The following is a 21,888-nucleotide window of genomic DNA, read 5'->3' on the forward strand; positions in this document are numbered from 1 at the left end:
GTTGCCCGCACTGTCTCCGGCTTCCCTGCCTGGCCATGGGGCAAAAGAGCGTAACGGGAGAACTGGTTCGGATACCCGGACTTCCCGCTATTTGTCCGACCTGTAGATGTCGCGTGCATGCTGGGGCGAGGGACCGCAGGCGCTGCGTGCGGTGTCGGCACGCTCATGCGACCAGAAGCTGCTCGAGGCGAGGCACACATATGGACGCTCCGACCACCATGTCGACCGTTGATGGAACACCGAGATCTCCCGATGCGACCCTGATCCATCGCACCCTGGCGGAGATCATTCCTGTCGCGAACCAGGCCACCTTGTACTTCTACGCCCTGCTCTTCGTGCGCCGCCCCGATCTGCGGGCCATGTTTCCGGTCGCGATGGACACCCGGCGCGACCGTCTCCTCCGGGCGATCCTCACGGCTGCCGACCGGATGGACGACCCCGAGGCGCTGGTCGAGTACCTCGGCGGACTGGCCCGCGGGCACCGTAAATACGGCGCACTGCCCGCGCACTATCCCGCATTCGGCGAGGCTCTCCTCGGCGCATTGAGCCGCTACGCCACCACATGGAACGGGGAGACCGAAGCGGCCTGGATCCGTGCCTACACGGCGATTTCGCAGATCATGATCGACGCGGCTGCCGAGGACGCGGAACGGGCTCCCGCCCGGTGGCTGGCGGAGGTTGTCTCCCACGACCTGAGAACGCCCGACACGGCGGTCCTCACCGTCCGTCCCGATCAGGCGTATCCCTTTCTCGCAGGCCAGTACGCCGCCATGGAAACCCCGTGGTGGCCACGGATCTGGCGGCACTACTCCTTCGCCTCGGCCCCTCGGCCCGACGGTCTGCTCACCTTCCATGTCAAGGCGGTTCCGGCGGGCTGGGTCTCCAATGCTCTGGTGCGCCGGGCCCGCCCCGGCGACGTGGTGCGTCTCGGCCCACCCACCGGCTCCATGATCATCGACCACACCACCCACAACGGTCTGCTCTGCCTGGGCGGCGGCACGGGCATCGCGCCCATCAAGGCGCTCGTCGAGGATGTCGCCGAGCACGGCGACCGGCGCCCCGTGCAGGTCTTCTACGGCGCACGCAGCGACCGCGACCTGTACGACATCGACACGATGCTGCGGCTCCAGAAGACCTTTCCCTGGCTCGCCGTGCGGCCTGTGGTCTCCCGCGATACGGGGAGCGGGCTGAAAGGCCTGCTGCCCGACGCGGTGCGCGAGGGCGGTCCGTGGCCCGAGTACGACGCCTATCTCTCGGGGCCACCGGGCATGATCCGCAGCGTCGTGGACGTTCTCAGAGGGATCGGTATGCCGTCCGAGCGCATCCGGCATGACTCCGTCGAGGAACTGGCGCCCCTGAGCCCGGGCTGACCACGACGGCCCATCCCATCGGCGCGGGTCTTCCGAGCTCGGGATCAGCCCAGGTCCGGCGCGTGCATCGCCCGGACGCCCTCGATGTTGCCGTCCAGGTAATGCCGCAGCGACAGCGGCACGAGATGGACGGCGGCGATCCCGATCCGGCTGAACGGCACCCGTACGACGTCGTACTCACCGCACGGATCGTCGATCTCGGGACCGTGCCGCCGGGACAGGTCCATCGAGTCCAGCCGGCAGACGAAGAAGTGCTGGACCTTGACACCCTTCACCCCACCGCCCTCGATGTGTTCCACGGTGTCGACGAAGCAGGGGACCACATCGGTGATCTTGGCGCCGAGCTCTTCGTCCACCTCGCGGTGGAGTGCGTCGACGACGGTTGCGTCCTCGGGCTCGACCCCGCCGCCCGGCGTGAGCCAGTACGGATCCACCCCCGGCTTGGTGCGCTTGATGAGGATGAGGTCGTTGCCGTCGAGCAGGATGGCGCGTGCGGTGCGCTTGACCACAGGACGTTCGGTCATGGCAAGAGAGTGGCCCACAGAACCCTTTCTGAAACACCCGCCCTGCCGTCGGGTCACCAATCGACGGCAGCACGCACCAGCCACTCGTGGGCCCGCGCGATATGCGGCAGTGCGAGCGTGCCGGTCCGTGCGGCCAGGAAGTAGGTGCGCAGCGGTGGCACGGGCGGGTCCAGGAGGGCCACCACCTCGCCGCGCTCCAGTGCGCCCTCGCACAGATAGCGCGGCAGTACAGCGAGTCCGGCGCCCGCCGCAGTGCACTCCAGGACCGCGCGAAGATCCGGCGCGATGACGGTGCCCGCTGCGGTCGGCCGGCCGTCGAAGACGGCGGCCCAGTAGCGGGAGACGAGCGGAAGGCTCTCATGCACCTCCACCACCGGCAGCTGCTGAAGCACCACGGGACCCTTGTGCCGCAGCGCTCCGGGACCGAGGCGTGCCGCCCAGTGCGGGGCGGCGACCAGCACATGCTCTTCGTCGCAGAGCGGAGTCGCGGTGAGCAGACCACCGCGCGGCCGGCCCGTCGCAATGGCCAGATCATGATGACCGGCGGCGAGGCCCTCCAGCGCCTCCTCGCAATTGGCGAGGAAGGTGCTGCGCAGGGCGAGGCCTTGGGAGAGGAGCGGGGTGAGCGCGGGCAGGGCCCGCAGCGAGGTGAATTCCGGCGGGCCGGCCAGATGCAGCGTCCGTACGACCGACTCCTCGTCGAGCCCCGTCTCGGCGATCTCGACCAGTGCGTCCAGATGGGGAGCCGCCCGGTGCGCGAGCTCGTCGCCCATGGTGGTCGGGGTGACGCCGCGGGCCCTGCGCAGGAAGAGCGGGCGGCCCAGCTGCCGTTCCAGCGTGCGTATCTGCGAGGTGACCGCGGGCTGGGAGAGACCGAGCAGCGCGGCGGCCCGGGTGAAGGAACCGGCCCGGTGCACCGTGACGAATGTGCGCAGCAGGGCCAGGTCCATGTCCGGTTCCCTCCCGCCTTTTCGACGCGTCCGACCCGAACAATCATAAATATGTCGATAGGTCGCTGTCGCTACTGTGATTGGACACTGACGCAGAGTCAATTAGCCTTGTCCAGGCGGTTCTTCGCGTGCGGAACCGGGACGGTCCGAGCCACGAGGGGGGAGGCTCGGACCGTCCGTACCGCTGGGTTCTCCTCTGCCCTGGTGTCCTGACCTGGCGTCTAGCCCATCGCCTCGTCCAGGGCCCGCTCCACGTCGGCGATCAGGTCGTCCGCGTCCTCGGCCCCGACCGAGAACCGGATGAAGCCCTCCGGTACGGCGTCGCCGCCCCAGCGCGCCCGCCGTTCGGCGGTGGAGCGCACGCCGCCGAAGCTGGTGGCGTCGTCTACCAGCCGCAACCCGGCAAGGAAGCGCTCCGCGATCTCGCGGTCGGGCAGCACGAACGACACCACGGAGCCGAAGCGCCGCATCTGCCGCACGGCGACCGGGTACGAGGGGTCGGTGGGCAGCCCGGGGTACCGCAACCCTGTCACCTCCTGCCGTTTGCCCAGCGCCTCGGCGAGAACCAGCGCGGTCGCGCACTGCCGGTCGATGCGCAGCTCCAGCGTGGCCAGCGAACGGTGCGCGAGCCAGGCTTCCATCGGGCCGGGGATCGCCCCGACGACCTTGCGCCAACGCCGTACACCCGCAGCCAGCCCCGGATCCCGGCAGGTCACATGGCCGAGCAGGATGTCGCCGTGCCCGGTCATGCCCTTGGTGTCACTGGCCACGGAGAAGTCGGCGCCCAGTTCCAGAGGGCGCTGGCCGAGCGGGGTGGCGAGCGTGTTGTCGACGGCCACCAGAGTGCCGCCCGCGTGCGCGGCGTCGATGACCCGCCGCAGGTCGCAGACATCGAGTCCCGGATTGGACGGCGTCTCGATCCACAGCAGCCGGGCCCCTTCCAGGACCGCAAGCTGTCCGTCGCCCCCGGTCGGCGCGGTCCGCACCTCGATCCCGTACGCCTCCAGCTGCTCACGCACCAGAGGCAGCGCCTGATAGCCGTCATCGGGCAGGACGACTGTGTCGCCGGTACGTGCCTGCGACAGCAGCACCGCTGATATCGCGGCCATTCCGGAGGCGAACACCGTGGTCTCGACGGCCTCTCCCGGCGCTTCGAGCTCGCCGATGGCTCGTTCCAGATGGGTCCAGGTCGGGTTGGTGTCCCGTCCGTAGGTGTACGGACCGGTCGGCTCGCCGGAGAGGTGGAAGTGTGCGGCGAAGACCGGACCGGGCAGGGTGGGTTCGTACTGCTCCGGTTCGGGAAGGCCTGCCCGTACCGCCCGGGTGCCGTCGCCCATGGTGCTCATGCTGTTCTCTCTGTTCTCTCTGGTATGTGCGGTGTCGGATCAGTCCTCGTCGGGCAGGACCACGTTCAGTGCCCAGGACACGATCGAGATGATGAGGCCGCCGAGCACGGCGGTCCAGAAGCCGTCGACGTGGAAGCTGAGATGGAACTGGCCCGCCAGCCAGGAGGTCAGCATCAGCATCAGCGCATTCACCACGAGGGTGATCAGCCCCAGCGTGAGGATGAACAGCGGCAGGGTGAGCACCTTCACGATCGGCTTGACCACGAAGTTCACCAGGCCGAAGAGCAGGGCGACCAGGATCAGGGTGAGCACCTTGCGACCGGTGCTGCCGCCCGACAGCGTGATGTCGTCCAGCAGCCAGATGGCCACGGCCAGCGCACCCGCGTTGGCGATCGTCTTGACTACAAAATTCTTCATGTGTCTGATCGTGGCAGACATGATCGGTGGCGGACACCGGCTGAACAGAGGCAAGGAGCGGACGGGCCATGAAGGCATTCAGGCTGGACGAACTGGAGGCGGAACGTGCCGCCAACGACGGCGCGTATCTGCAGTTCCTGCGGGAGCGGAACATGTCCGTCGGCCTGTACGCGCTGGATGCCGGCGAACTCGACCCGCAGCAGCCGCACCAGCAGGACGAGGTCTACTTCATCGTCAGCGGTCGTGCCTCGATCACCGTGGGCATGGAGACCACGCAGGTGGGCAGGGGAAGCGTGGTGTACGTACCGGCCGGGGTGGCCCACAAGTTTCACCACATCACCGAGGATCTCCGGGTCATGGTGGTCTTCTCTCCGCCCGAGAGCTGAGACCGTCTCTCAGGGATTCCTCGGGGTTCGGTCAGGGGAGATCAAGGGCTCCGGAGCCCCCGTCGGCGACCCCCGCGCCTCTAGCATCGAGTCAGGTACTCACAGGAATGAGGTAGGGACGATGGCTGTGCGGGAGATATTCGCGGGGATGCCCTGGTGGGTGAAGTGGGTCGCGGTGCCCGTCATCGCGATCGTGGTGTTCGGCGGTCTGATCGCCAGCGTGATCGGGTTCGTGATCGGTCTGCTCTTCAAGGTCCTGGTCTTCGTCATCCTGGTCGGTGGCCTCGTTTTCGTCGTACGGAAGTTCATGTCCTCCTCGTCCTCGCGCGGCGACTGGTAGGGGCGGACGGTCACCAGTCGGGCAATTAGCCCAGCTGGGCTAAGCGCAGAACGAAAAGACGCCCCCTGCTTACACGGCCGATACAGTGGCTGTCCGCTGCCGCCACCTGGGAATTAACTGTCCGTCACCACTGTGACCAGTGGATTGCGCGTACGTCCGGCCTCCGGACCTCAGGTTTGCGGTAGGACCGTGGGGGCGGCCCCCACGGACGGGCCGACCGCCCGTCGCCATGCCTGGGGGTGACTTTTGACCACGGCATCGAGCACCGCTGTTCCGACGTTGATCGGTTCGGTTCAGCGGGCGTTGAGGCTGTTGGAGGCTGTGGGCGCCCATCGGGACGGGGCGCCCGCGAAGCAGCTCGCACGGGAAGCAGGACTTCCTCTTCCTACCGCCTATCACCTGCTGCGCACCCTCACTCATGAGGGCTATCTGCGCCGCGAGAACGGCGTCTTCCTCTTCGGTACTGCGGCAGAGCGGCTCGTCGACGACGGCTGTCTGCAGAATCGTCGCAGCAGAATGACCCAGTCGCTGGCTCGCTGGCGCGACATCATCGGTGCGCCGGTCTACTGCGCCGTCTACCGCGAGGGTGAGATCGAACTCATTGCGGTCGCCGACGCCCCCGCGGCACCCACGGTGGACGAGTGGGCCTCGTTCCGGGAGACCGGGCATGCTCATGCGCTCGGTCAGTGTCTGCTCAGCCGGCTCGACGAGAAGGCCCGTGAGGACCATCTGGACCGTCACCCCGTGCAGCCGCTCACCCGCTACTCGTTGCGGGACCGACCGGCGCTTCTTGAGCGTTTGAGGTTGCTGGAGCGAATGGAACCTGTCATCGAACGACAGGAGTACGCCCTGGGGACGGTCTGCGCGGCCATCCCGATCACGGCCGGATTCACTGCAGCCGCCATGGCGATTTCCATGCCTGTCGACCAAGAAGATCGATTGCTCCCCGCAGTCGAACGACTACGAAGTGAAGTGGCGAGCCTCTTGCGTTCGTTCGTGTTCTCTATCAGTATCTGAAAAATCACTCCTTGTGATCTGCTATCGCGTGCACCACGATGGCGTCAATAGGGCCAAGGGGGATCGTTCCTGGCCAGATTCATCTACTGCGGGGTTGGACGATGCGCGAGTCGGTTCAAGCTGAGGTCATGATGAGTTTTCTCGTTTCGGAGGAGCTCTCATTCCGTATCCCGGTGGAACTCCGGTACGAGGTGGGCGATCCGTATGCGATCCGGATGACCTTCCACCTGCCCGGCGACGCCCCTGTCACCTGGGCTTTCGGCCGCGAGCTGCTGCTGGACGGCCTCAACAGCCCCAGCGGCGACGGCGATGTGCACATCAGTCCCACGGAGCCCGAGGGGCTCTCCGACGTCCACATCCGGCTGCAGGTCGGGACGGATCGCGCCCTGTTCAGGGCCGGTACAGCGCCACTCGTCGCGTTTCTCGACCGCACGGACAAGCTCGTGCCCCTCGGGCAGGAGTGCACGCTGAGTGACTTCGAGGGCAGCCTGGAAGAGGCGCTCGGCCGGATCCTGGCCAAGGAACAGAACGCCGGCTGAGGAGGACTGCGCGCACGGCCCACCGGCCGATCGAACGCCGTATCTGCCGAACGGGTGATATGTGCTCCGCGTCGAGGTGCTCAATGCCTCGCCCTGCGACGCCGGCCCCTCCCGCCCCGTACGGGTGCCGAAGCTCCTGCTTCCGCGCCGAGCCCTGTGCGGTCCGCGGAGACGACCAGTGCCGCGAGCACCGTCGTCACCGGCACCGAGGCGACCAGTCCGATCGAGCCGACCAGCGTCCGGACGATCTCCTCCGCCACCAGTTCGCTGTTGGCCACCGCCCCCACGCTGCTCTGCGCGATCGAGAACAGGAGCAGGAGGGGAAGCGCGGCGCCCGCGTAGGCGAGTACCAGCGTATTGACCACCGAGGCGATGTGGTCGCGACCGATCCTGATCCCTGCCCGGTACAGCTTTCGCGCACCCATGGCCGGGTCCGCCTGGTGCAGCTCCCAGACCGCCGACGTCTGGGTGACCGTCACGTCGTCGAGCACACCGAGCGAACCGATGATGACGCCGGCCAGCAGCAGGCCGCTCATGTCGATGTGCGGGTAGAGGCCGTGGATCAGACCGGTGTTGTCGTCGGTGTTCCCGGTCAGGCTCGCCCAGCCGATGAAGAGCGAACCGAGCAGCCCGATGAGCAGCAGTGAGATCAGCGTGCCGATGACGGCGACCGAGGTACGGGCGGTCAGACCGTGGCACATGTAGAGCGCGATGAGCATGATCGCGCTGGCCCCGATGACTGCGACGAGCAGCGGATTCGACCCTTGAAGGATGGCGGGGAGGATGAACAGGGTCAGTACGGCGAACGACACGGCGAGCGCGACCAGCGCCATCAACCCGCGCATTCTGCCGACGACGACCACTGCGAGAGCGAAGATCCCGGCCAGCAGTGCCATCGGGAACTTCCGGTTCACATCCGTCACGGAGTACTGCAGGTCATGGGGCGCGTCCGGGGCGTACGCCACGACCACCCCCTGACCCTCGCGCAACTGCCGGGGGGCGTCGGGCTGAACGATTTCGACGAACGTGCGCCCCTTGTCGTGCCCGGTCGTCACCTCGACCGTGGCCTTCTCGCACAGCCCTGGTTCCTGGCCGGCGCCCGCGCCCCCCGATGGCGTCGTGGTGCCGCCCGTGACCGGTGTCTGCGCGGCGTTCACGTCCTTGCAGTCGACCTTGTCGACGCTCACCACCTTGCCCTGCTGGGTCTGCCGGTCGAAACCGACACCGGTGCGCTCGTGCGCGGGTGCACCGCCCGGCCAGAGGACCATCAGGCCGACAACGACCGCCGTGGCGAAGGGGATCAGCACGGCCGCGATGACCTTGCGCAGATGTTTGGAGACCGGTGCAGCGGGGCCGTGGCTGTGCGAATGCCCGTGCTGATGGTCCTGCGTTTCGGGGGCGCTCTGGAGGGATGTCACCGGGCGATCATCGCAAGAAGGAACAGGCCCTCTGTCCAGCACGCCGGAACAGGCGCTAGCGTGGTGGCACCTTTGCACACGCGGGAGCTCGGAGCACCGGGCTGAGAGGGCGCTGATATCCGTACATCCGTACGGGACAGGCTGCGCCGACCGCCGAACCTGTTACCGGGTAATGCCGGCGTAGGGAGTAGGTCTCATGACCACATCGGACGCACGCACGCCTGCCTCGAACCAGAGCGACGAGGCCGGAAAGTCCATCGGCTGGCACAAGGGATACGTCCAGGGCCCGCGCCCGGACCTCCAGGTGCCGGTGCGAAAGGTGCACCTCACCAACGGCAAGGACGTGATGCTGTACGACACGTCGGGGCCGTACACGGATCCCGCCACCGAAACCGACGTACGGCGCGGTCTCGCACCCCTGCGGGAGAACTGGATCATTGCCCGTGGCGACACCGAGGAGTACGCGGGCCGCCCCGTCCGCCCCGAGGACGACGGGCTCAAGCACACCTCGCCGCGCGGCGGACTGCGTAACCTCGACGCCGTCTTTCCCGGCCGTCCGCGTCAGCCGCGCCGCAGCCGCGACGGGCAGCCCGTCACCCAGCTCGCGTATGCCCGCCGGGGAGAGATCACCCCGGAGATGGAGTACGTGGCGATCCGGGAGAACGTCGAACCCGAGGTCGTACGCGAGGAGATCGCGGCCGGCCGGGCGGTCCTGCCGGCCAACGTCAACCACCCGGAGATCGAGCCGATGATCATCGGCAAGCGGTTCCTGGTGAAGGTCAACGCCAACATCGGCAACTCCGCGGTCACTTCCTCCATCGAGGAGGAGGTCGAGAAGATGACCTGGGCGACGCGATGGGGCGCCGACACGGTCATGGACCTCTCCACCGGCCGCAATATTCACACCACCCGTGAGTGGGTGCTCCGCAACTCCCCCGTGCCCATCGGCACCGTGCCCCTCTACCAGGCCCTCGAAAAGGTCGACGGCAGGGCGGAGGAGCTGACCTGGGAGATCTACAAGGACACCGTGATCGAGCAGGCCGAGCAGGGCGTCGACTACATGACGGTCCACGCCGGCGTGCGGCTGCCGTATGTCCCGCTCACCGCCCGGCGCAAGACCGGGATCGTCTCCCGCGGCGGGTCGATCATGGCCGCGTGGTGCCTGGCGCACCACAAGGAATCGTTCCTGTACGAGAACTTCGAGGAGCTCTGCGAGATCCTCGCGACGTACGACGTGACGTACTCGCTGGGTGACGGACTGCGCCCCGGTTCGATCGCCGATGCCAACGACGAGGCACAGTTCGCGGAACTGCGCACGCTGGGCGAGCTCAACTCGGTCGCCAAGCGGTTCGGCGTCCAGACCATGATCGAGGGTCCGGGCCATGTCCCGATGCACAAGATCAAGGAGAACATCGACCTCCAGCAGGAGATCTGCGAGGAGGCGCCGTTCTACACGCTCGGCCCGCTGACCACCGATATCGCCCCGGCGTACGACCACATCACCTCGGGCATCGGCGCGGCGATGATCGCCTGGTGGGGGACGGCGATGCTCTGTTACGTCACGCCCAAGGAGCACCTGGGCCTGCCCAACCGGGACGACGTGAAGACAGGCGTCATCACCTACAAGATCGCGGCCCACGCCGCGGACCTCGCCAAGGGGCACCCGGGGGCGCAGGACTGGGACGACGCACTGTCGGACGCGCGGTTCGAGTTCCGCTGGGAGGACCAGTTCAACCTGGCACTCGACCCGGACACGGCGCGGGAGTTCCACGACGAGACGCTGCCGGCCGAGCCGGCGAAGACGGCCCACTTCTGTTCGATGTGCGGCCCGAAGTTCTGCTCGATGAAGATCAGCCGAAGCATCTCGGAGCAGTTCGGCGGCGACGAGCCCGCGGCGACCGAGGCCGAGATCGCCGAGGGCATGATGAAGAAGTCGGCGGAGTTCGCGGCCGCCGGTAACCGGGTGTACCTCCCGCTCACCGACTGAGTGGCCGTACCGGAACGGCCCGCGGCCCCCGGAAACCACCGGGGGAGCCGCGGGCCGCTCCACCGGCCACCCGCCGACTGTCGCTGGTAGCCGTTACGTTTCCCGCGTGTGCCGGGCCGGAAGGGGAGGCGCAGGGGTGAGTGACGCTCCTGTCATGTCCTGGGAGATGGCCCTGGGTACGGATGACGATGTCCCGGCTGCTCGGGGACGGCGAGGCGTATGGATTCAGCACGGACGGCGAGAACGGGGAGCCACACGGCTGGTGATCCACCACCACTCACGAGGCAGGACCGGGTCGCGGCGCCCGGTCAGTCCGGTTCGTGTTCCGGGCCGCCGAAGTCCGGGCTGGTGAAGTCCGGGCTGGTGAACGACGGGCGGGGGCCTGCCGCCGGCCCCTCGTCCGGCCCCGTGAAGTCCGGTCTGCTGTAGCCGATCTTCGGGATTCGGTTGGCCGACGGTTGCGGTGCGCGCGATGCGGCACGTGCGGTGGGATCGGCGAGTGCGTCGCGCAGGAACGGCAGGATGCCGCGCTCCAGCAGCGCATGACGCCAGGCCTCCCTGGCGCGCGCCACCTCCTCCGGCAGCTCGTCCTCGGCGTCCTCGGCGGGCAGCGCGGTCGATCCGTTGCGCAGCGCCGTGATGAGCAGTCCGACGGCGGCGGCCAGTATCGCGGCCGCAGTGACCGCCGCGAAGAACCACCCGGCGGCGACCATGGTGTCGGCGAACAAGGGGGGTCGGCTGAGCATCTTCAGCAGGTAGCCGACCAGCAGGAAGATCAGTGCGGCGGTGCCCGCGAGCATCGGCGCCAGGACCGTGACGACCGCCCCTATCCCGGCGCCCGGCCGGTCCGGATCGTCCACGTCGGAGCCGAGGCCAGAGCCCTGGGCGGAGTCGGCTGCCGGTCCGCGCAGCTCTTCGCGGGCCTTCACATAGTGGTCGTACTCGGTGGCCGCCGCCGTGGTGATCAGCGCCGTGGCGTTCAGTGCCATGGTGCGCAGCTGTTCCGCGTTGAGCCGTTCGCCGACTCCGGCGAGATCCGGTCGTTCGTGAGCGTGACGCAGCGCATCGCCGAGGATCCGCTCGTACTCGGGTCGGTCCTCGGCCAGCAGGTGCGGAGCGCTGTTCATGTGCATCCCCCGATGCTCCGTTGGGCCTGACTACCCGCTTTGGCCGGGCAGTTGGGCGGAAACGGAGGAGAGCCTGCTACTGATACGCCGATGGTAGAGCGCCCACGGCACGGGGTGACAGGGGGTTTCCGTAAATAGGCCCAGTGTTCGGCGTGGTCAGGTCGTGGATGCGTCTTCCCCGAAGACCGTCAGTCATGCAACGGCAGCTTGACGACCAGTAGCTTTCCGGCCATGGTCACGCCGCCGTCCATGGCGATCGCCAGCCCGTCCGCGTACACGTGCGGGCCCTCCACCACGGGTCCGGAGCTGTCCTCGCCATCCTCCGAGCCGACCTCGCCGAGGAGATACGGAATGGGGCTGTGACCATGGACGATGCGCTGTCCGCCATAGGCCGCCATCAGCTCCTGGACCGCCTGCGGACCCGACTCGTCGCGGAAGGCGAACCGCTTGGTGAGCTTGCGGAAGAGGTCCCAGCACTCGTCTGCGTCGTTACGCGTGAGAATGGCGTGCACGGTGTCATTGACGTCCTCGATGGTGGAGCCGTAGTCGAGGTACGCCGTCGTGTCGGAGTGCATCAGCAGATGCCCGTCCTCCTCGACGACCGCGTCGAGCCGGGACATCCACTGGAGGTGGTGGTCCTGGAGCCGCTCCATGTCGTTCTTCTGGCCGCCGTTGAGCAGCCAGGCGGCCTGGAACGTGGCGGTGCCGGCTCCGGAGTTCACCGGTGTGTCGCCGAACCGCTTGGCACCGATGAGCAGCAGTTCGTGGTTGCCCATCAGAGCTTTGCAGTAGCCGCCCGCGGCCGCGGCCTCGGCGGACAGGCGCATGACGAGTTCGATGACGCCGACGCCGTCCGGACCGCGGTCGGTGAAGTCGCCGAGGAACCAGAGCCGGGCGTTGCCCGCGGCCCACTGGCCCTCCGCGTCGATGAGCCCCTGTTCGACCAGGGCGGCGTGGAGCTCGTCCAGATAGCCGTGGACGTCGCCGACGACGTACAGCGGTCCGAGCCCCGGGTCCTGGGCGGGCCGAGGGTCGGGGACGGTCTGCACCTGGACGGTGTCACCGAGGTTGATCACGGGAAGATCGCGCGCGGTGGGGGTGTAGCCCTCCGGCTCGTCCGCCGGAACCGCACTGCCCGGATGCGGCGCCGTGGGTGGCACCGGAGTCTGCGCATAGGGCGGCACGCGGAAGTCACGCAACGTCGCCGTCCGCACCACGGGTTCCTGACCGGCCCCCTGTGTCATCGACCCCTCCACCACCGTCGCGCCGCCGTACACCTGACGGGCCCTGCTGGTCGGGGTGGTCCGCGGTGTCGTGCGCCCATCATAGGAATGCGGATCGTGCTGTGTGACGCACCAGGGGTGGTGAATCCGGGCGCACGCGAGGTTCACCAGTTGATTTGTCTCAATTGTGCTGATCAATCCCTTGAAGGGGCCCGCGGGGCGCTGACCGTGGTGCGGGGCGGACGGCGTTGCGAGGACGTCCGCACGATGAGCTCTGTCGGTATGACCTGTTCCACCGGGCCGTCCTGGTCGACGCCTTCGATGGCGTCGATGAGGAGCTGGACGACCGCCGTACCGATCCGGCGCGGTTTGAGCGAGAGCGTGGTGATGGGCGGCTCGGTCGTCGCGTACACGGTGGACTCGCTGCAGCAGACGAGCAGCAGGTCCTCGGGGACGCGCAGGCCGTACCGGCGGGCGGCCGCCAGCAGATCGGTGCCATTGGGATCGAAGAGCCCGTAGACGGCGTCGGGCCGGTCCGGGCGGGCGAGCAGACGGTCGGCGGCGACCGCTCCCGCGCACGGGTCGTGGGCGGGGTAGGACTCGTACACCGGGTCCTGGCCCACGCGCTCGCACCAGTGGAGGTACGCGGTGGTGGAGAGGCGGGTGTACGTGTCGGTGGTGGTGCCGGTGAGGAGGCCGATGCGGCGGGCCCCAGCGGCGGCGAGATGGTCGAGGAGGTCGAGCACGGCGGCCCGGTGGTCGTTGTCGACCCAGGCGGTGACCGGGAGGGTCCCGGCCGGGCGGCCGTCCGAGACGACGGGCAGCCCCTGCCGGACGAGCTCGGTGACGACCGGGTCCTGGTCGGAGGGGTCGATGACGACAGTGCCGTCGAGGGCGACGTTCGACCAGACGTCATGGCGTGAGGTGGCGGGGAGAATGACGAGGGCGTAGCCGCGGGCGAGAGCGGCTGAGGTGGCCGCCCTGGCCATCTCGGCGAAGTAGGCGAATTCGGTGAAGGTGAAAGGTTCATCCCCGTACGTCGTCACGGTCAGGCCAATGAGGCCGGACTTGCCGGTACGGAGGGTTCGGGCCGCGGCGGACGGGCGGTAGCCCAGACGCTCGGCGACTTCGCGGACATGGCGGCGGGTGGCGTCCGGGAGCCTGCCCTTGCCGTTGAGCGCGTCGGAGACGGTCGTGATGGAGACCCCGGCGGCGGCGGCCACATCCCGGATTCCCGCTCGTCCCTGCCGGCCGCCGCGCCGGGGGGTCTCCGTCCGGCTCACCTGGTGCTTCCCTGCTGCTGTCATGGCGAGCCGATAGTAGGGCTCGCGTGGACGGTTGGCCCGGCCGCATATTCACCCATCGACAGGCACGTTTCTGCATGGTCATGTGGCCACAAATGCCTTGCAAAACAAGGGTGTTGGCGGAGGGAACCGTAGTGTGTCATGAGCTGAGGAGGAAGGGCCTGCTAAATGGTCGATGTTTCGAAGAGGTCTCAACTCACCACTTCGGGGGATGCGCGCCACGGAGTGAGCCACCGGCGCGTGCCAGAACGAGGAATGCTCCCCCATACCCGGGCCCACCGGACGATTCCGCTGCTCTGCCATTCGCAGCGGCGCGCAATCCTCATAAGGTGAGCAGTATTGATGTGTGCGACGGTCGAGGAGGACCTGCGGTGAGCGAGACGAGCCCCAAGCTGCGCGCCGAGCTGGACGGCGTCCCTGCCTATGTGCCGGGCAGGCCGGCGGCGGCCGGCGGACCGGTCGCATTCAAGCTGTCCTCCAACGAGAACCCGTATCCGCCGCTGCCCGGGGTGATGGAGTCCGCCCTGGCCGCGGCCGCGAACTTCAACCGCTACCCGGACATGGCGTGCACCGGTCTGATGAACGAACTGGCCGACCGGTTCGGCGTGCCCGTCTCGCATCTCGCCACCGGCACCGGTTCCGTCGGGGTGGCGCAGCAACTGCTCCAGGCCACCTCGGGCCCGGGCGACGAGGTCATCTACGCCTGGCGCTCCTTCGAGGCGTACCCGATCATCACCCAGGTCAGCGGAGCGACCTCGGTGAAGGTTCCGCTCACCGACGGCGAGGTGCACGACCTCGACGCGATGGCGGACGCGATCACGGACCGCACCCGGATGATCTTCGTCTGCAACCCGAACAATCCGACCGGGACCGTGGTGCACAGGGCCGAGCTGGAGCGGTTCCTGGACCGGGTGCCGGGCGATGTGCTCGTGGTGCTGGACGAGGCGTACAAGGAGTTCATCCGCGACGTCGACGTGCCGGACGGCATCGAGATCTACCGGGACCGGCCCAATGTGGCGGTGTTGCGGACGTTCTCCAAGGCCTACGGTCTGGCCGGTCTGCGGGTCGGGTTCGCGGTGGCCCACGAGCCGGTGGCGGCGGCGCTGCGCAAGACGGCGGTGCCGTTCGGGGTCAGCCAGCTGGCACAGGACGCGGCGGTTGCCTCGCTGCGCGCCGAGGACGAACTTCTCGGCCGGGTCGGCTCCCTGGTCTGCGAGCGCGTCCGGGTGCACAAGGCTCTCGTGGACCAGGGCTGGACCGTTCCGGAGTCCCAGGCCAATTTCGTCTGGCTGCGGCTGGGCGACCGTACGGTCGACTTCGCCAGGTTCTGCGAGCGGGCCGGTGTCGTGGTCAGGCCGTTCGCAGGCGAGGGTGTGCGGGTCTCGATCGGTGAGGACGAGGCGAACGACGTGTTCCTGAGGGTGGCGGAGGCGTACCGCAAGGAGCTGTAGCGCGGCGCGTCCGGCTCCGGGTGTACCGGAAGGCCCCGTACCTCTCGTTTCTCGAGGTGCGGGGCCTTCGCGTGGAGCGTCCCGATAGGGACCCCCCCTCGAACATCCCGAAGGCCTGTGCGTCATAATGCTTGTGAATGTGAACGCGTTCACAAGCGTGTCCTGTTTCTCCAGTGATCAGTCGGATTGACAGGGCGAACTGCCGCTGCGGCTACGGCGACGTAAGGAGAGACGACGTGGAGCTGGCTCTGGCGCCCGAGACCCTCGCGCGATGGCAATTCGGTATCACCACCGTCTACCACTTCCTTTTCGTCCCTCTGACGATCTCGCTCGCCGCGCTCACCGCCGGCCTGCAGACCGCCTGGGTGAGGACGAACAATCAGAAGTACCTCAGGGCGACCAAGTTCTGGGGCAAGCTCTTCCTGATCAACATCGCCATGGGCGTCGTCACCGGCATCGTCCAGGAGTTCCAGTTCGGCATGAACTGGTCCGACTACTCACGATTCGTAGGCGACATCTTCGGCGCTCCGCTCGCCTTCGAGGCGCTGATCGCCTTCTTCTTCGAGTCCACCTTCATCGGGCTGTGGATCTTCGGCTGGGACAAGCTGCCGAAGAAGATCCACCTCGCCTGCATCTGGATGGTCTCGATCGGAACCATCCTCTCCGCGTACTTCATCCTCGCGGCCAACTCCTGGATGCAGCACCCGGTCGGCTACCGGATCAACAAGGAACGCGGCCGGGCCGAGCTCACCGACTTCTGGCATGTGCTCACCCAGAACACCGCTCTCGCCCAGTTCTTCCACACCATCACGGCGGCCTTCCTGGTCGGCGGCGCGTTCATGGTCGGCATCGCCGCCTTCCACCTGGCGCGCAAGAAGCACATCCCGGTGATGCGCACCTCGCTCCGGCTCGGACTGGTCACCGTCGTGATCGCCGGTCTGCTCACCGCTGTCAGCGGTGACATGCTCGGCAAGGTCATGTTCAAGCAGCAGCCGATGAAGATGGCTGCGGCCGAGGCGCTGTGGGAGGGCCAGCACTCGGCCCCCTTCTCGATCTTCGCGGTCGGAGACGTGGCCAAGGGGCACAACACCGTGGAGATCTCGATCCCGGGGGTGCTGTCCTTCCTCGCGGACGACAACTTCAATTCGTACGTCCCCGGCATCAACGACATCAACAAGGCCGAGCAGGAACGGTTCGGCCCCGGCGACTACCGGCCCAACATTCCAGTCGCTTTCTGGAGCTTCCGCTGGATGATCGGCTTCGGTATGGCGTCCTTCGCCCTCGGCCTGCTCGGACTGTGGCTGACGCGGAAGAAGTTCATGCTGCCGCCGGGGCTGCGGACCGGTGAGGACGAAGTGCCGCGCCTGGTCCTCTTCAAGAACAAGGCGCTCAGCCCGAAGCTGACCAGGCTCTACTGGATCGTCGCCCTGTGGACGCTCCTCTTCCCGCTGATCGCCAACTCCTGGGGCTGGATCTTCACCGAGATGGGTCGCCAGCCCTGGGTCGTCTACGGGGTGCTGCAGACGCGCAACGCAGTCTCCCCCGGCGTCTCGCAGGGCGAGGTACTCACCTCGATGATTCTCTTCACCCTGCTCTACGCGGTGCTCGCCGTGATCGAGGTCAAGCTGCTTGTGAAGTACATCAAGGCCGGACCGCCGGAACTCACGGAGTCCGACCTCAACCCGCCCACCAAGATCGGCGGCGACGACCACGACGACGCCGACCGGCCGATGGCCTTCTCCTACTGAGAGCAGAGGAGCTGAGAGATGGAACTTCACAACGTCTGGTTCGTGCTCATCGCCGTCCTCTGGATCGGCTACTTCTTCCTGGAGGGATTCGACTTCGGGATAGGTGTCCTTACCAAGCTGCTGGCCCGTGACCGCAAGGAACGGCGGGTCCTGATCAACACGATCGGGCCCGTCTGGGACGGCAACGAGGTGTGGCTGCTCAGCGCGGGCGGCGCGACGTTCGCCGCCTTCCCCGAGTGGTACGCCACGCTGTTCTCCGGGTTCTACCTGCCGTTGCTGATCATCCTGCTCTGCCTGATCGTGCGCGGCGTCGCCTTCGAGTACCGGGCGAAGCGGCCCGAGGAGCGGTGGCAGACCAACTGGGAGAACGCGATTTTCTGGACCTCGCTGATCCCCGCCCTGCTCTGGGGTGTGGCCTTCGGGAACATTGTCCGGGGCGTGAAGATCAACGCCGACATGGAGTACGTGGGCAACTTCGGGGACCTGCTCAACCCGTACGCGATCCTCGGCGGACTGGTCACGCTCTTCCTCTTCACCTTCCACGGTGCGGTGTTCGCGGGGCTCAAGACTGTCGGGGACATCCGGGAACGGGCGCGGAGGCTGGCACTCAAGCTGGGACTGGTCACCGCGGTGCTCTCCCTCGGCTTCCTGATCTGGACCCAGGTCGACCACGGAGACGGCTGGAGCCTGCTCGCGATGATCATCGCCGTGGTGGCGCTGGTCGGAGCGATCGGTGCCGTCGCGGCGGGGCGCGAGGGCTGGTCGTTCGCGCTCTCCGGTCTGACCATCACGGCCGCGGTCGCGATGCTCTTCCTGGCACTCTTCCCGAACGTCATGCCGTCCTCGCTGAACGACGCCTGGAGCCTCACGGTCACCAACGCCTCGTCCACCCCGTACACGCTGAAGATCATGACCTGGTGCGCGGGGATCGCTACTCCCGTGGTGATGATCTACCAGGGCTGGACGTACTGGGTGTTCCGCAAGCGGATCGGTACACAGCACATCGCTGAAGCGCACTGACGCGCCGGGGACGTGTTCCGGCGGCTCGCGGCCGAGCCCGATCCGCCGGACACGTCCTGGGGACGGTCCGATACGTCCCGCCTGGTCCACCGCCCGAGCTCATTGGGGATGTTTCACGTGAAACCGATCGACCCGCGCCTTCTCCACTACGCCCGTGCCACCCGCCTCTTCCTGGCGGCCGTGGTAGCACTCGGAGTGGTCGGGGCGGCGCTGGTCATCGCCCAGGCCATGCTCATCGCCGAAGTGGTGGTGGGCGGGTTCGAGGACGGGCTGACCGTTACCGAGCTGTGGACCCCGCTGGTGCTGCTGGCGGCTGTCGCGCTCGGCCGGGGGCTGGTCTCCTGGCTGACCGAGCTCGCCGCCTACCGGGCCAGCGCGGCGGTCAAGTCCGAGCTCCGCGGCCGGTTGCTCGACCGCGCCGCGGCGCTCGGACCGGACTGGCTGAGCGGGCAGCGCACCGGCTCTCTGGTGGCGCTTGCCACCCGCGGTGTCGACGCGCTGGACGACTACTTCGCGCGCTATCTGCCACAGCTCGGGCTCGCGGTCGTCGTGCCCGTGGCGGTCCTTGCCAGGATCGTCACCGAGGATTGGGTCTCGGCCGCGATCATCGTCATCACGCTGCCGCTCATCCCGCTCTTCATGATCCTGATCGGCTGGGCCACCCAGTCCCGGATGGACCGCCAGTGGCGGCTGCTCTCCCGGCTCTCCGGACACTTCCTCGACGTGGTCGCCGGACTGCCGACGCTGAAGGTCTTCGGCCGGGCCAAGGCCCAGGCAGAGTCCATCCGCACCATCACGTCGCAGTACCGCCGGGCCACCCTGCGGACTCTGCGGATCGCGTTCCTCTCCTCCTTCGCCCTGGAACTTCTCGCCACCCTGTCGGTGGCGCTGGTCGCCGTCACCATCGGCATGCGGCTCGTGCACGGCGAACTGGACCTCTACACCGGCCTGGTGGTGCTGATCCTCGCGCCCGAGGCATACCTGCCGATCCGGCAGGTCGGGGCGCAGTACCACGCCGCCGCCGAGGGGCTCTCGGCCGCGGAGGAGATCTTTGCGGTCCTGGAGACCGAGGTGCGGGCGGGCGGTACGGCGGACGTCCCGCAGTCGCTGAGGCTGGAGCTGGAAGGGGTGACGGTACGGCACGAGGGGCGTACCGCCCCGTCGCTGGACAGGGCTTCGCTGGTGGTCGAGGAGGGGGAGACCGTCGCCCTGGTCGGCCCGAGCGGAGTCGGGAAGTCCACCCTGCTCCATGTGGTGCTGGGGTTCGCGGAGCCCGACGAAGGGCGAGTGCGGGTCGGCGGCGCGGATCTGGCGGCACTTGCGCCCGAGCGCTGGCGGGAGCGGATCGCCTGGGTGCCGCAGCGCCCGCATCTCTTCGCGGGCACGATCGCGGAGAATGTACGGCTCGCCCGGCCGGACGCCGACGACGGTGCGGTGACGGCGGCGTTGCGGGACGCGGGGGCGTACGACTTCGTGGCGGACCTTCCCGACGGTGCGCAGACACTGCTCGGCGAGGACGGCGCGGGACTCTCCGCCGGCCAGCGGCAACGGCTCGCGCTTGCCCGGGCTTTCCTCGCCGACCGGCCGCTGCTGTTGCTCGACGAGCCGACCGCGAGCCTGGACGGCGAGACGGAGGCGGGGATCGTCGACGCGGTACGGAGGCTGGCAGCGGGCCGGACCGTGCTGCTCGTCGTGCACCGATCGGCGCTGCTCGCGGTCGCCGACCGGGTGGTGACACTGGAACCGGGCGTGGCACCGGAACGCACGGCGGCCACGGAGCCGGTCGGGGTGGACGGACCGGCGCGCGCCTCCGATGACGTACCCAACGGCATGCGGGAGCCCGAGGCGCTGCGGGAGACCACGGCACGGTCCGGCCAGGTGCTCGCCCGGGTCCGGGGTGCCGCAGGGGAACACCGCGGACAACTGGCGCTTGCGCTCCTGCTGGGCAGCCTCGCCCTGGGCTCGGCTGTCGGCCTCATGGCCGTCTCCGGCTGGCTGATCTCCCGCGCCTCCGAACAGCCTCCGGTGCTCTATCTGATGGTCGCCGTGACCGCGACCCGTGCTTTCGGGCTCGGTCGCGCCGTCTTCCGCTACGCCGAGCGTCTCGTCTCGCACGACGCGGTGCTCAAGATGCTCGCCGAGCTGCGCGTCGCCGTGTACCGCGGACTGGAACGCATCGCGCCGGCCGGGCTGGCCCGGACCCGGCGCGGAGACCTGCTGTCCCGGCTCGTCGCCGATGTGGACGCGCTGCAGGACTACTGGCTGCGGTGGCTGCTGCCCGCCGGGACCGCGGCGGTCGTGGGGGTGGCGGCCGCCGGGTTCACCGGCTGGCTGCTGCCCCAGGCGGGCCTCGTGCTCGCTGTCGGGCTACTGCTGGCCGGGGTCGGGGTGCCGCTGGTGACCGGCGCCTGCGCCCGCCGTGCGGAACGTCAACTGGCGCCCGCGCGAGCTGATCTGGCCACCCGGATCACCGATCTGCTCGGCGGGACGGCCGAACTGACCGTCGCGGGTGCCCTGCCCGCGCGTTCGGCGCGGACCCGCGAAGCCGACGGCGTCCTGACCCGGATCGCGGCCCGGGCGGCAACGGCCACCGCGCTCGGGGGCGGGCTCTCCGCAGTGATCTGCGGTCTGACGGTTGTCGCTGCCGCACTCGTCTCCGTGCCGGCCGTCCTCGACGGGCGGCTGGCGGGAGTGGAGCTCGCGGTGGTGGTACTCACTCCGCTCGCCGCGTTCGAGGCCGTGACCGGCCTGCCGCTCGCCGTGCAGTACCGGCAGCGGGTCAAGCGGAGTGCGGAGCGGGTGTACGAGGTGCTGGACGCCCCGGTACCGGTGCTCGAACCCGCCGCCCCGGCCGATGCACCCGCCTCTCCCTTCCCGCTGGAGGTAAGCGGGTTGGCGGCCCGGTACGCAGGAGCGTCGCGGGACGCCCTGAACTCCGTCGACCTGACTCTGACCGCCGGTCGGCGCATCGCCGTCGTCGGCCCTTCGGGCTCAGGGAAGACCACCCTCGCGCAGGTCCTGCTCCGCTTCCTGGACGCGCGGTCGGGGACGTACCGGATCGGTGGTGTGGAGGCCTCTGCGCTGGACGGCGACACTGTCCGGCGGTTCGTCGGGCTGTGCGCCCAGGACGCCCACGTCTTCGACAGTTCCATCCGGGAGAACCTGCGGCTGGCCCGTACCGGCGCGACGGACGACGAGCTGCGGGCCGCCCTCGCGCAGGCACGGCTGCTCGACTGGGTGCAGGCGCTGCCCGACGGGCTCGACACGCTCGTCGGCGAGCACGGAGCCCGCCTCTCCGGCGGCCAGCGCCAGCGGCTCGCGCTCGCCCGGGCGCTCCTCGCCGACTTCCCTGTGCTCGTCCTGGACGAGCCCGCAGAGCATCTCGACCTGGCGACGGCGGACGCCCTGACGGCGGATCTGCTGACCGCCACCCGGGGCCGCACAACGGTTCTGATCACCCATCGGCTGGCGGGGCTCGAGGCGGTCGACGAGGTCGTCGTGATGGACGCGGGCAGGATCGTGCAGCGCGGTCCGTACACCGATCTCGCGACGGTGGAGGGGCCGTTGAGCCGGATGCTGGAGCGCGAACAGGAGACTGTACGGATCCCGGCTCCCGCAGGGCGGGCGTAGGAGCACCCGGGCGGGCCCGTCGAGCAGGGGCCGGAGCGGTTTGCCGGGCCATTGGCCCACTTTCCTCCCCAAAAGGGACTAACTAGGCTCT

The 21,888-nt window shown here is 68.4% G+C and carries 18 protein-coding genes and 1 riboswitch; of the genes, 10 read left to right on the forward strand and 8 right to left on the reverse strand.

Annotated elements, in window-relative coordinates; genetic code table 11:
- Positions 1 to 35: 35 nt before the first annotated feature.
- Positions 36 to 1,370 carry a globin domain-containing protein gene (locus ACFU8W_RS06170; protein WP_384032671.1) on the forward strand — a complete coding sequence of 445 codons (1,335 nt, stop codon included), beginning with the start codon at positions 36 to 38 and terminating at the stop codon, positions 1,368 to 1,370.
- A 44-nt stretch (positions 1,371 to 1,414) separates the two neighbouring features.
- Here ACFU8W_RS06170 and ACFU8W_RS06175 read toward each other — a convergent pair whose 3' ends face one another.
- The 4 genes from ACFU8W_RS06175 to ACFU8W_RS06190 form a co-directional block, all read right to left on the reverse strand.
- Positions 1,415 to 1,894: an NUDIX domain-containing protein gene (locus ACFU8W_RS06175; protein WP_037702185.1), complete on the reverse strand. Its 480-nt coding sequence runs from the start codon at positions 1,892 to 1,894 to the stop codon at positions 1,415 to 1,417.
- A 53-nt stretch (positions 1,895 to 1,947) separates the two neighbouring features.
- On the reverse strand, positions 1,948 to 2,844 hold the full coding sequence (locus ACFU8W_RS06180; RefSeq protein WP_384032673.1) for a LysR family transcriptional regulator: 897 nt from the start codon (positions 2,842 to 2,844) through the stop codon (positions 1,948 to 1,950).
- Positions 2,845 to 3,065: 221 nt separating this feature from the next.
- Positions 3,066 to 4,190 (reverse strand): cystathionine gamma-lyase, encoded by a 1,125-nt coding sequence (locus ACFU8W_RS06185; RefSeq protein WP_345512670.1) that lies wholly within the window; start codon positions 4,188 to 4,190, stop codon positions 3,066 to 3,068.
- 39 nt (positions 4,191 to 4,229) lie between these two features.
- Positions 4,230 to 4,607, reverse strand: a complete 378-nt coding sequence (locus ACFU8W_RS06190) for a phage holin family protein (protein WP_345512669.1) — start codon at positions 4,605 to 4,607, stop codon at positions 4,230 to 4,232.
- Between the two features lie 68 nt (positions 4,608 to 4,675).
- Here ACFU8W_RS06190 and ACFU8W_RS06195 point away from each other — a divergent pair, with 68 nt between their 5' ends.
- From ACFU8W_RS06195 to ACFU8W_RS06210, 4 genes are all read left to right on the forward strand, one after another.
- The gene (locus ACFU8W_RS06195) at positions 4,676 to 4,993 is read left to right on the forward strand and encodes a cupin domain-containing protein (RefSeq protein ID WP_037702197.1); all 318 of its coding nucleotides are present in this window, start codon (positions 4,676 to 4,678) and stop codon (positions 4,991 to 4,993) included.
- Positions 4,994 to 5,120: 127 nt separating this feature from the next.
- Positions 5,121 to 5,333, forward strand: coding sequence for a DUF5326 family protein (locus ACFU8W_RS06200; protein ID WP_345512737.1), 213 nt, complete (start codon positions 5,121 to 5,123; stop codon positions 5,331 to 5,333).
- Positions 5,334 to 5,579: 246 nt separating this feature from the next.
- The gene (locus tag ACFU8W_RS06205; protein WP_384032676.1) at positions 5,580 to 6,350 is read left to right on the forward strand and encodes an IclR family transcriptional regulator; all 771 of its coding nucleotides are present in this window, start codon (positions 5,580 to 5,582) and stop codon (positions 6,348 to 6,350) included.
- A 101-nt stretch (positions 6,351 to 6,451) separates the two neighbouring features.
- The gene (locus ACFU8W_RS06210; RefSeq protein ID WP_266983651.1) at positions 6,452 to 6,889 is read left to right on the forward strand and encodes an SsgA family sporulation/cell division regulator; all 438 of its coding nucleotides are present in this window, start codon (positions 6,452 to 6,454) and stop codon (positions 6,887 to 6,889) included.
- Positions 6,890 to 6,969: 80 nt separating this feature from the next.
- Here the strand turns inward: ACFU8W_RS06210 and ACFU8W_RS06215 are convergent, their stop codons facing one another.
- Positions 6,970 to 8,307: a YibE/F family protein gene (locus tag ACFU8W_RS06215; RefSeq protein WP_345512666.1), complete on the reverse strand. Its 1,338-nt coding sequence runs from the start codon at positions 8,305 to 8,307 to the stop codon at positions 6,970 to 6,972.
- 70 nt (positions 8,308 to 8,377) lie between these two features.
- Positions 8,378 to 8,511, forward strand: a riboswitch (TPP riboswitch).
- Here ACFU8W_RS06215 and thiC point away from each other — a divergent pair.
- Positions 8,504 to 10,294, forward strand: a complete 1,791-nt coding sequence (gene thiC, locus ACFU8W_RS06220) for a phosphomethylpyrimidine synthase ThiC (RefSeq protein ID WP_384032678.1) — start codon at positions 8,504 to 8,506, stop codon at positions 10,292 to 10,294. Its footprint overlaps the riboswitch before it by 8 nt.
- Positions 10,295 to 10,602: 308 nt before the next feature.
- Here thiC and ACFU8W_RS06225 read toward each other — a convergent pair whose 3' ends face one another.
- From ACFU8W_RS06225 to ACFU8W_RS06235, 3 genes are all read right to left on the reverse strand, one after another.
- Positions 10,603 to 11,427 carry a hypothetical protein gene (locus ACFU8W_RS06225; protein WP_384032680.1) on the reverse strand — a complete coding sequence of 275 codons (825 nt, stop codon included), beginning with the start codon at positions 11,425 to 11,427 and terminating at the stop codon, positions 10,603 to 10,605.
- Positions 11,428 to 11,609: 182 nt separating this feature from the next.
- Positions 11,610 to 12,665, reverse strand: a complete 1,056-nt coding sequence (locus ACFU8W_RS06230; RefSeq protein ID WP_345512662.1) for a metallophosphoesterase — start codon at positions 12,663 to 12,665, stop codon at positions 11,610 to 11,612.
- A gap of 173 nt (positions 12,666 to 12,838) precedes the next feature.
- Complete coding sequence (locus tag ACFU8W_RS06235; RefSeq protein ID WP_384032683.1) at positions 12,839 to 13,951, reverse strand: LacI family DNA-binding transcriptional regulator; 1,113 nt, start codon at positions 13,949 to 13,951, stop codon at positions 12,839 to 12,841.
- Positions 13,952 to 14,319: 368 nt separating this feature from the next.
- Between ACFU8W_RS06235 and hisC the strand changes: the two genes are divergently transcribed.
- The 4 genes from hisC (at position 14,320) to cydD (ending at position 21,797) form a co-directional block, all read left to right on the forward strand.
- Entirely contained in the window at positions 14,320 to 15,399 is a 1,080-nt protein-coding gene (hisC, locus tag ACFU8W_RS06240; protein WP_384032685.1) for a histidinol-phosphate transaminase, read from the forward strand.
- 236 nt (positions 15,400 to 15,635) lie between these two features.
- A complete protein-coding gene (locus ACFU8W_RS06245) occupies positions 15,636 to 17,147 on the forward strand; it encodes a cytochrome ubiquinol oxidase subunit I (protein WP_384032687.1) in 1,512 nt (503 codons plus the stop codon).
- 18 nt (positions 17,148 to 17,165) lie between these two features.
- Positions 17,166 to 18,167 carry a cytochrome d ubiquinol oxidase subunit II gene (gene cydB / locus ACFU8W_RS06250; RefSeq protein ID WP_384032689.1) on the forward strand — a complete coding sequence of 334 codons (1,002 nt, stop codon included), beginning with the start codon at positions 17,166 to 17,168 and terminating at the stop codon, positions 18,165 to 18,167.
- A gap of 117 nt (positions 18,168 to 18,284) precedes the next feature.
- Positions 18,285 to 21,797, forward strand: coding sequence for a thiol reductant ABC exporter subunit CydD (cydD, locus tag ACFU8W_RS06255; protein WP_384032691.1), 3,513 nt, complete (start codon positions 18,285 to 18,287; stop codon positions 21,795 to 21,797).
- The last annotated feature ends 91 nt before the right edge of the window (positions 21,798 to 21,888 follow it).

The organism is Streptomyces sp. NPDC057565 (genome assembly GCF_042801455.1).
Classification (GTDB): Bacteria; Actinomycetota; Actinomycetes; order Streptomycetales; family Streptomycetaceae; genus Streptomyces; species Streptomyces yanii.

Bases quoted from the DNA above. Each gene is read 5' to 3' on its own strand.
- ACFU8W_RS06170 (WP_384032671.1), top strand. From the start codon at position 36: ATGGGGCAAAAGAGCGTAACGGGAGAACTGGTTCGGATACCCGGACTT.
- ACFU8W_RS06175 (WP_037702185.1), bottom strand. From the start codon at position 1,894: ATGACCGAACGTCCTGTGGTCAAGCGCACCGCACGCGCCATCCTGCTC.
- ACFU8W_RS06180 (WP_384032673.1), bottom strand. From the start codon at position 2,844: ATGGACCTGGCCCTGCTGCGCACATTCGTCACGGTGCACCGGGCCGGT.
- ACFU8W_RS06185 (WP_345512670.1), bottom strand. From the start codon at position 4,190: ATGAGCACCATGGGCGACGGCACCCGGGCGGTACGGGCAGGCCTTCCC.
- ACFU8W_RS06190 (WP_345512669.1), bottom strand. From the start codon at position 4,607: ATGAAGAATTTTGTAGTCAAGACGATCGCCAACGCGGGTGCGCTGGCC.
- ACFU8W_RS06195 (WP_037702197.1), top strand. From the start codon at position 4,676: ATGAAGGCATTCAGGCTGGACGAACTGGAGGCGGAACGTGCCGCCAAC.
- ACFU8W_RS06210 (WP_266983651.1), top strand. From the start codon at position 6,452: ATGCGCGAGTCGGTTCAAGCTGAGGTCATGATGAGTTTTCTCGTTTCG.
- thiC (WP_384032678.1), top strand. From the start codon at position 8,504: ATGACCACATCGGACGCACGCACGCCTGCCTCGAACCAGAGCGACGAG.
- ACFU8W_RS06225 (WP_384032680.1), bottom strand. From the start codon at position 11,427: ATGCACATGAACAGCGCTCCGCACCTGCTGGCCGAGGACCGACCCGAG.
- ACFU8W_RS06230 (WP_345512662.1), bottom strand. From the start codon at position 12,665: ATGACACAGGGGGCCGGTCAGGAACCCGTGGTGCGGACGGCGACGTTG.
- ACFU8W_RS06235 (WP_384032683.1), bottom strand. From the start codon at position 13,951: ATGACAGCAGCAGGGAAGCACCAGGTGAGCCGGACGGAGACCCCCCGG.
- cydB (WP_384032689.1), top strand. From the start codon at position 17,166: ATGGAACTTCACAACGTCTGGTTCGTGCTCATCGCCGTCCTCTGGATC.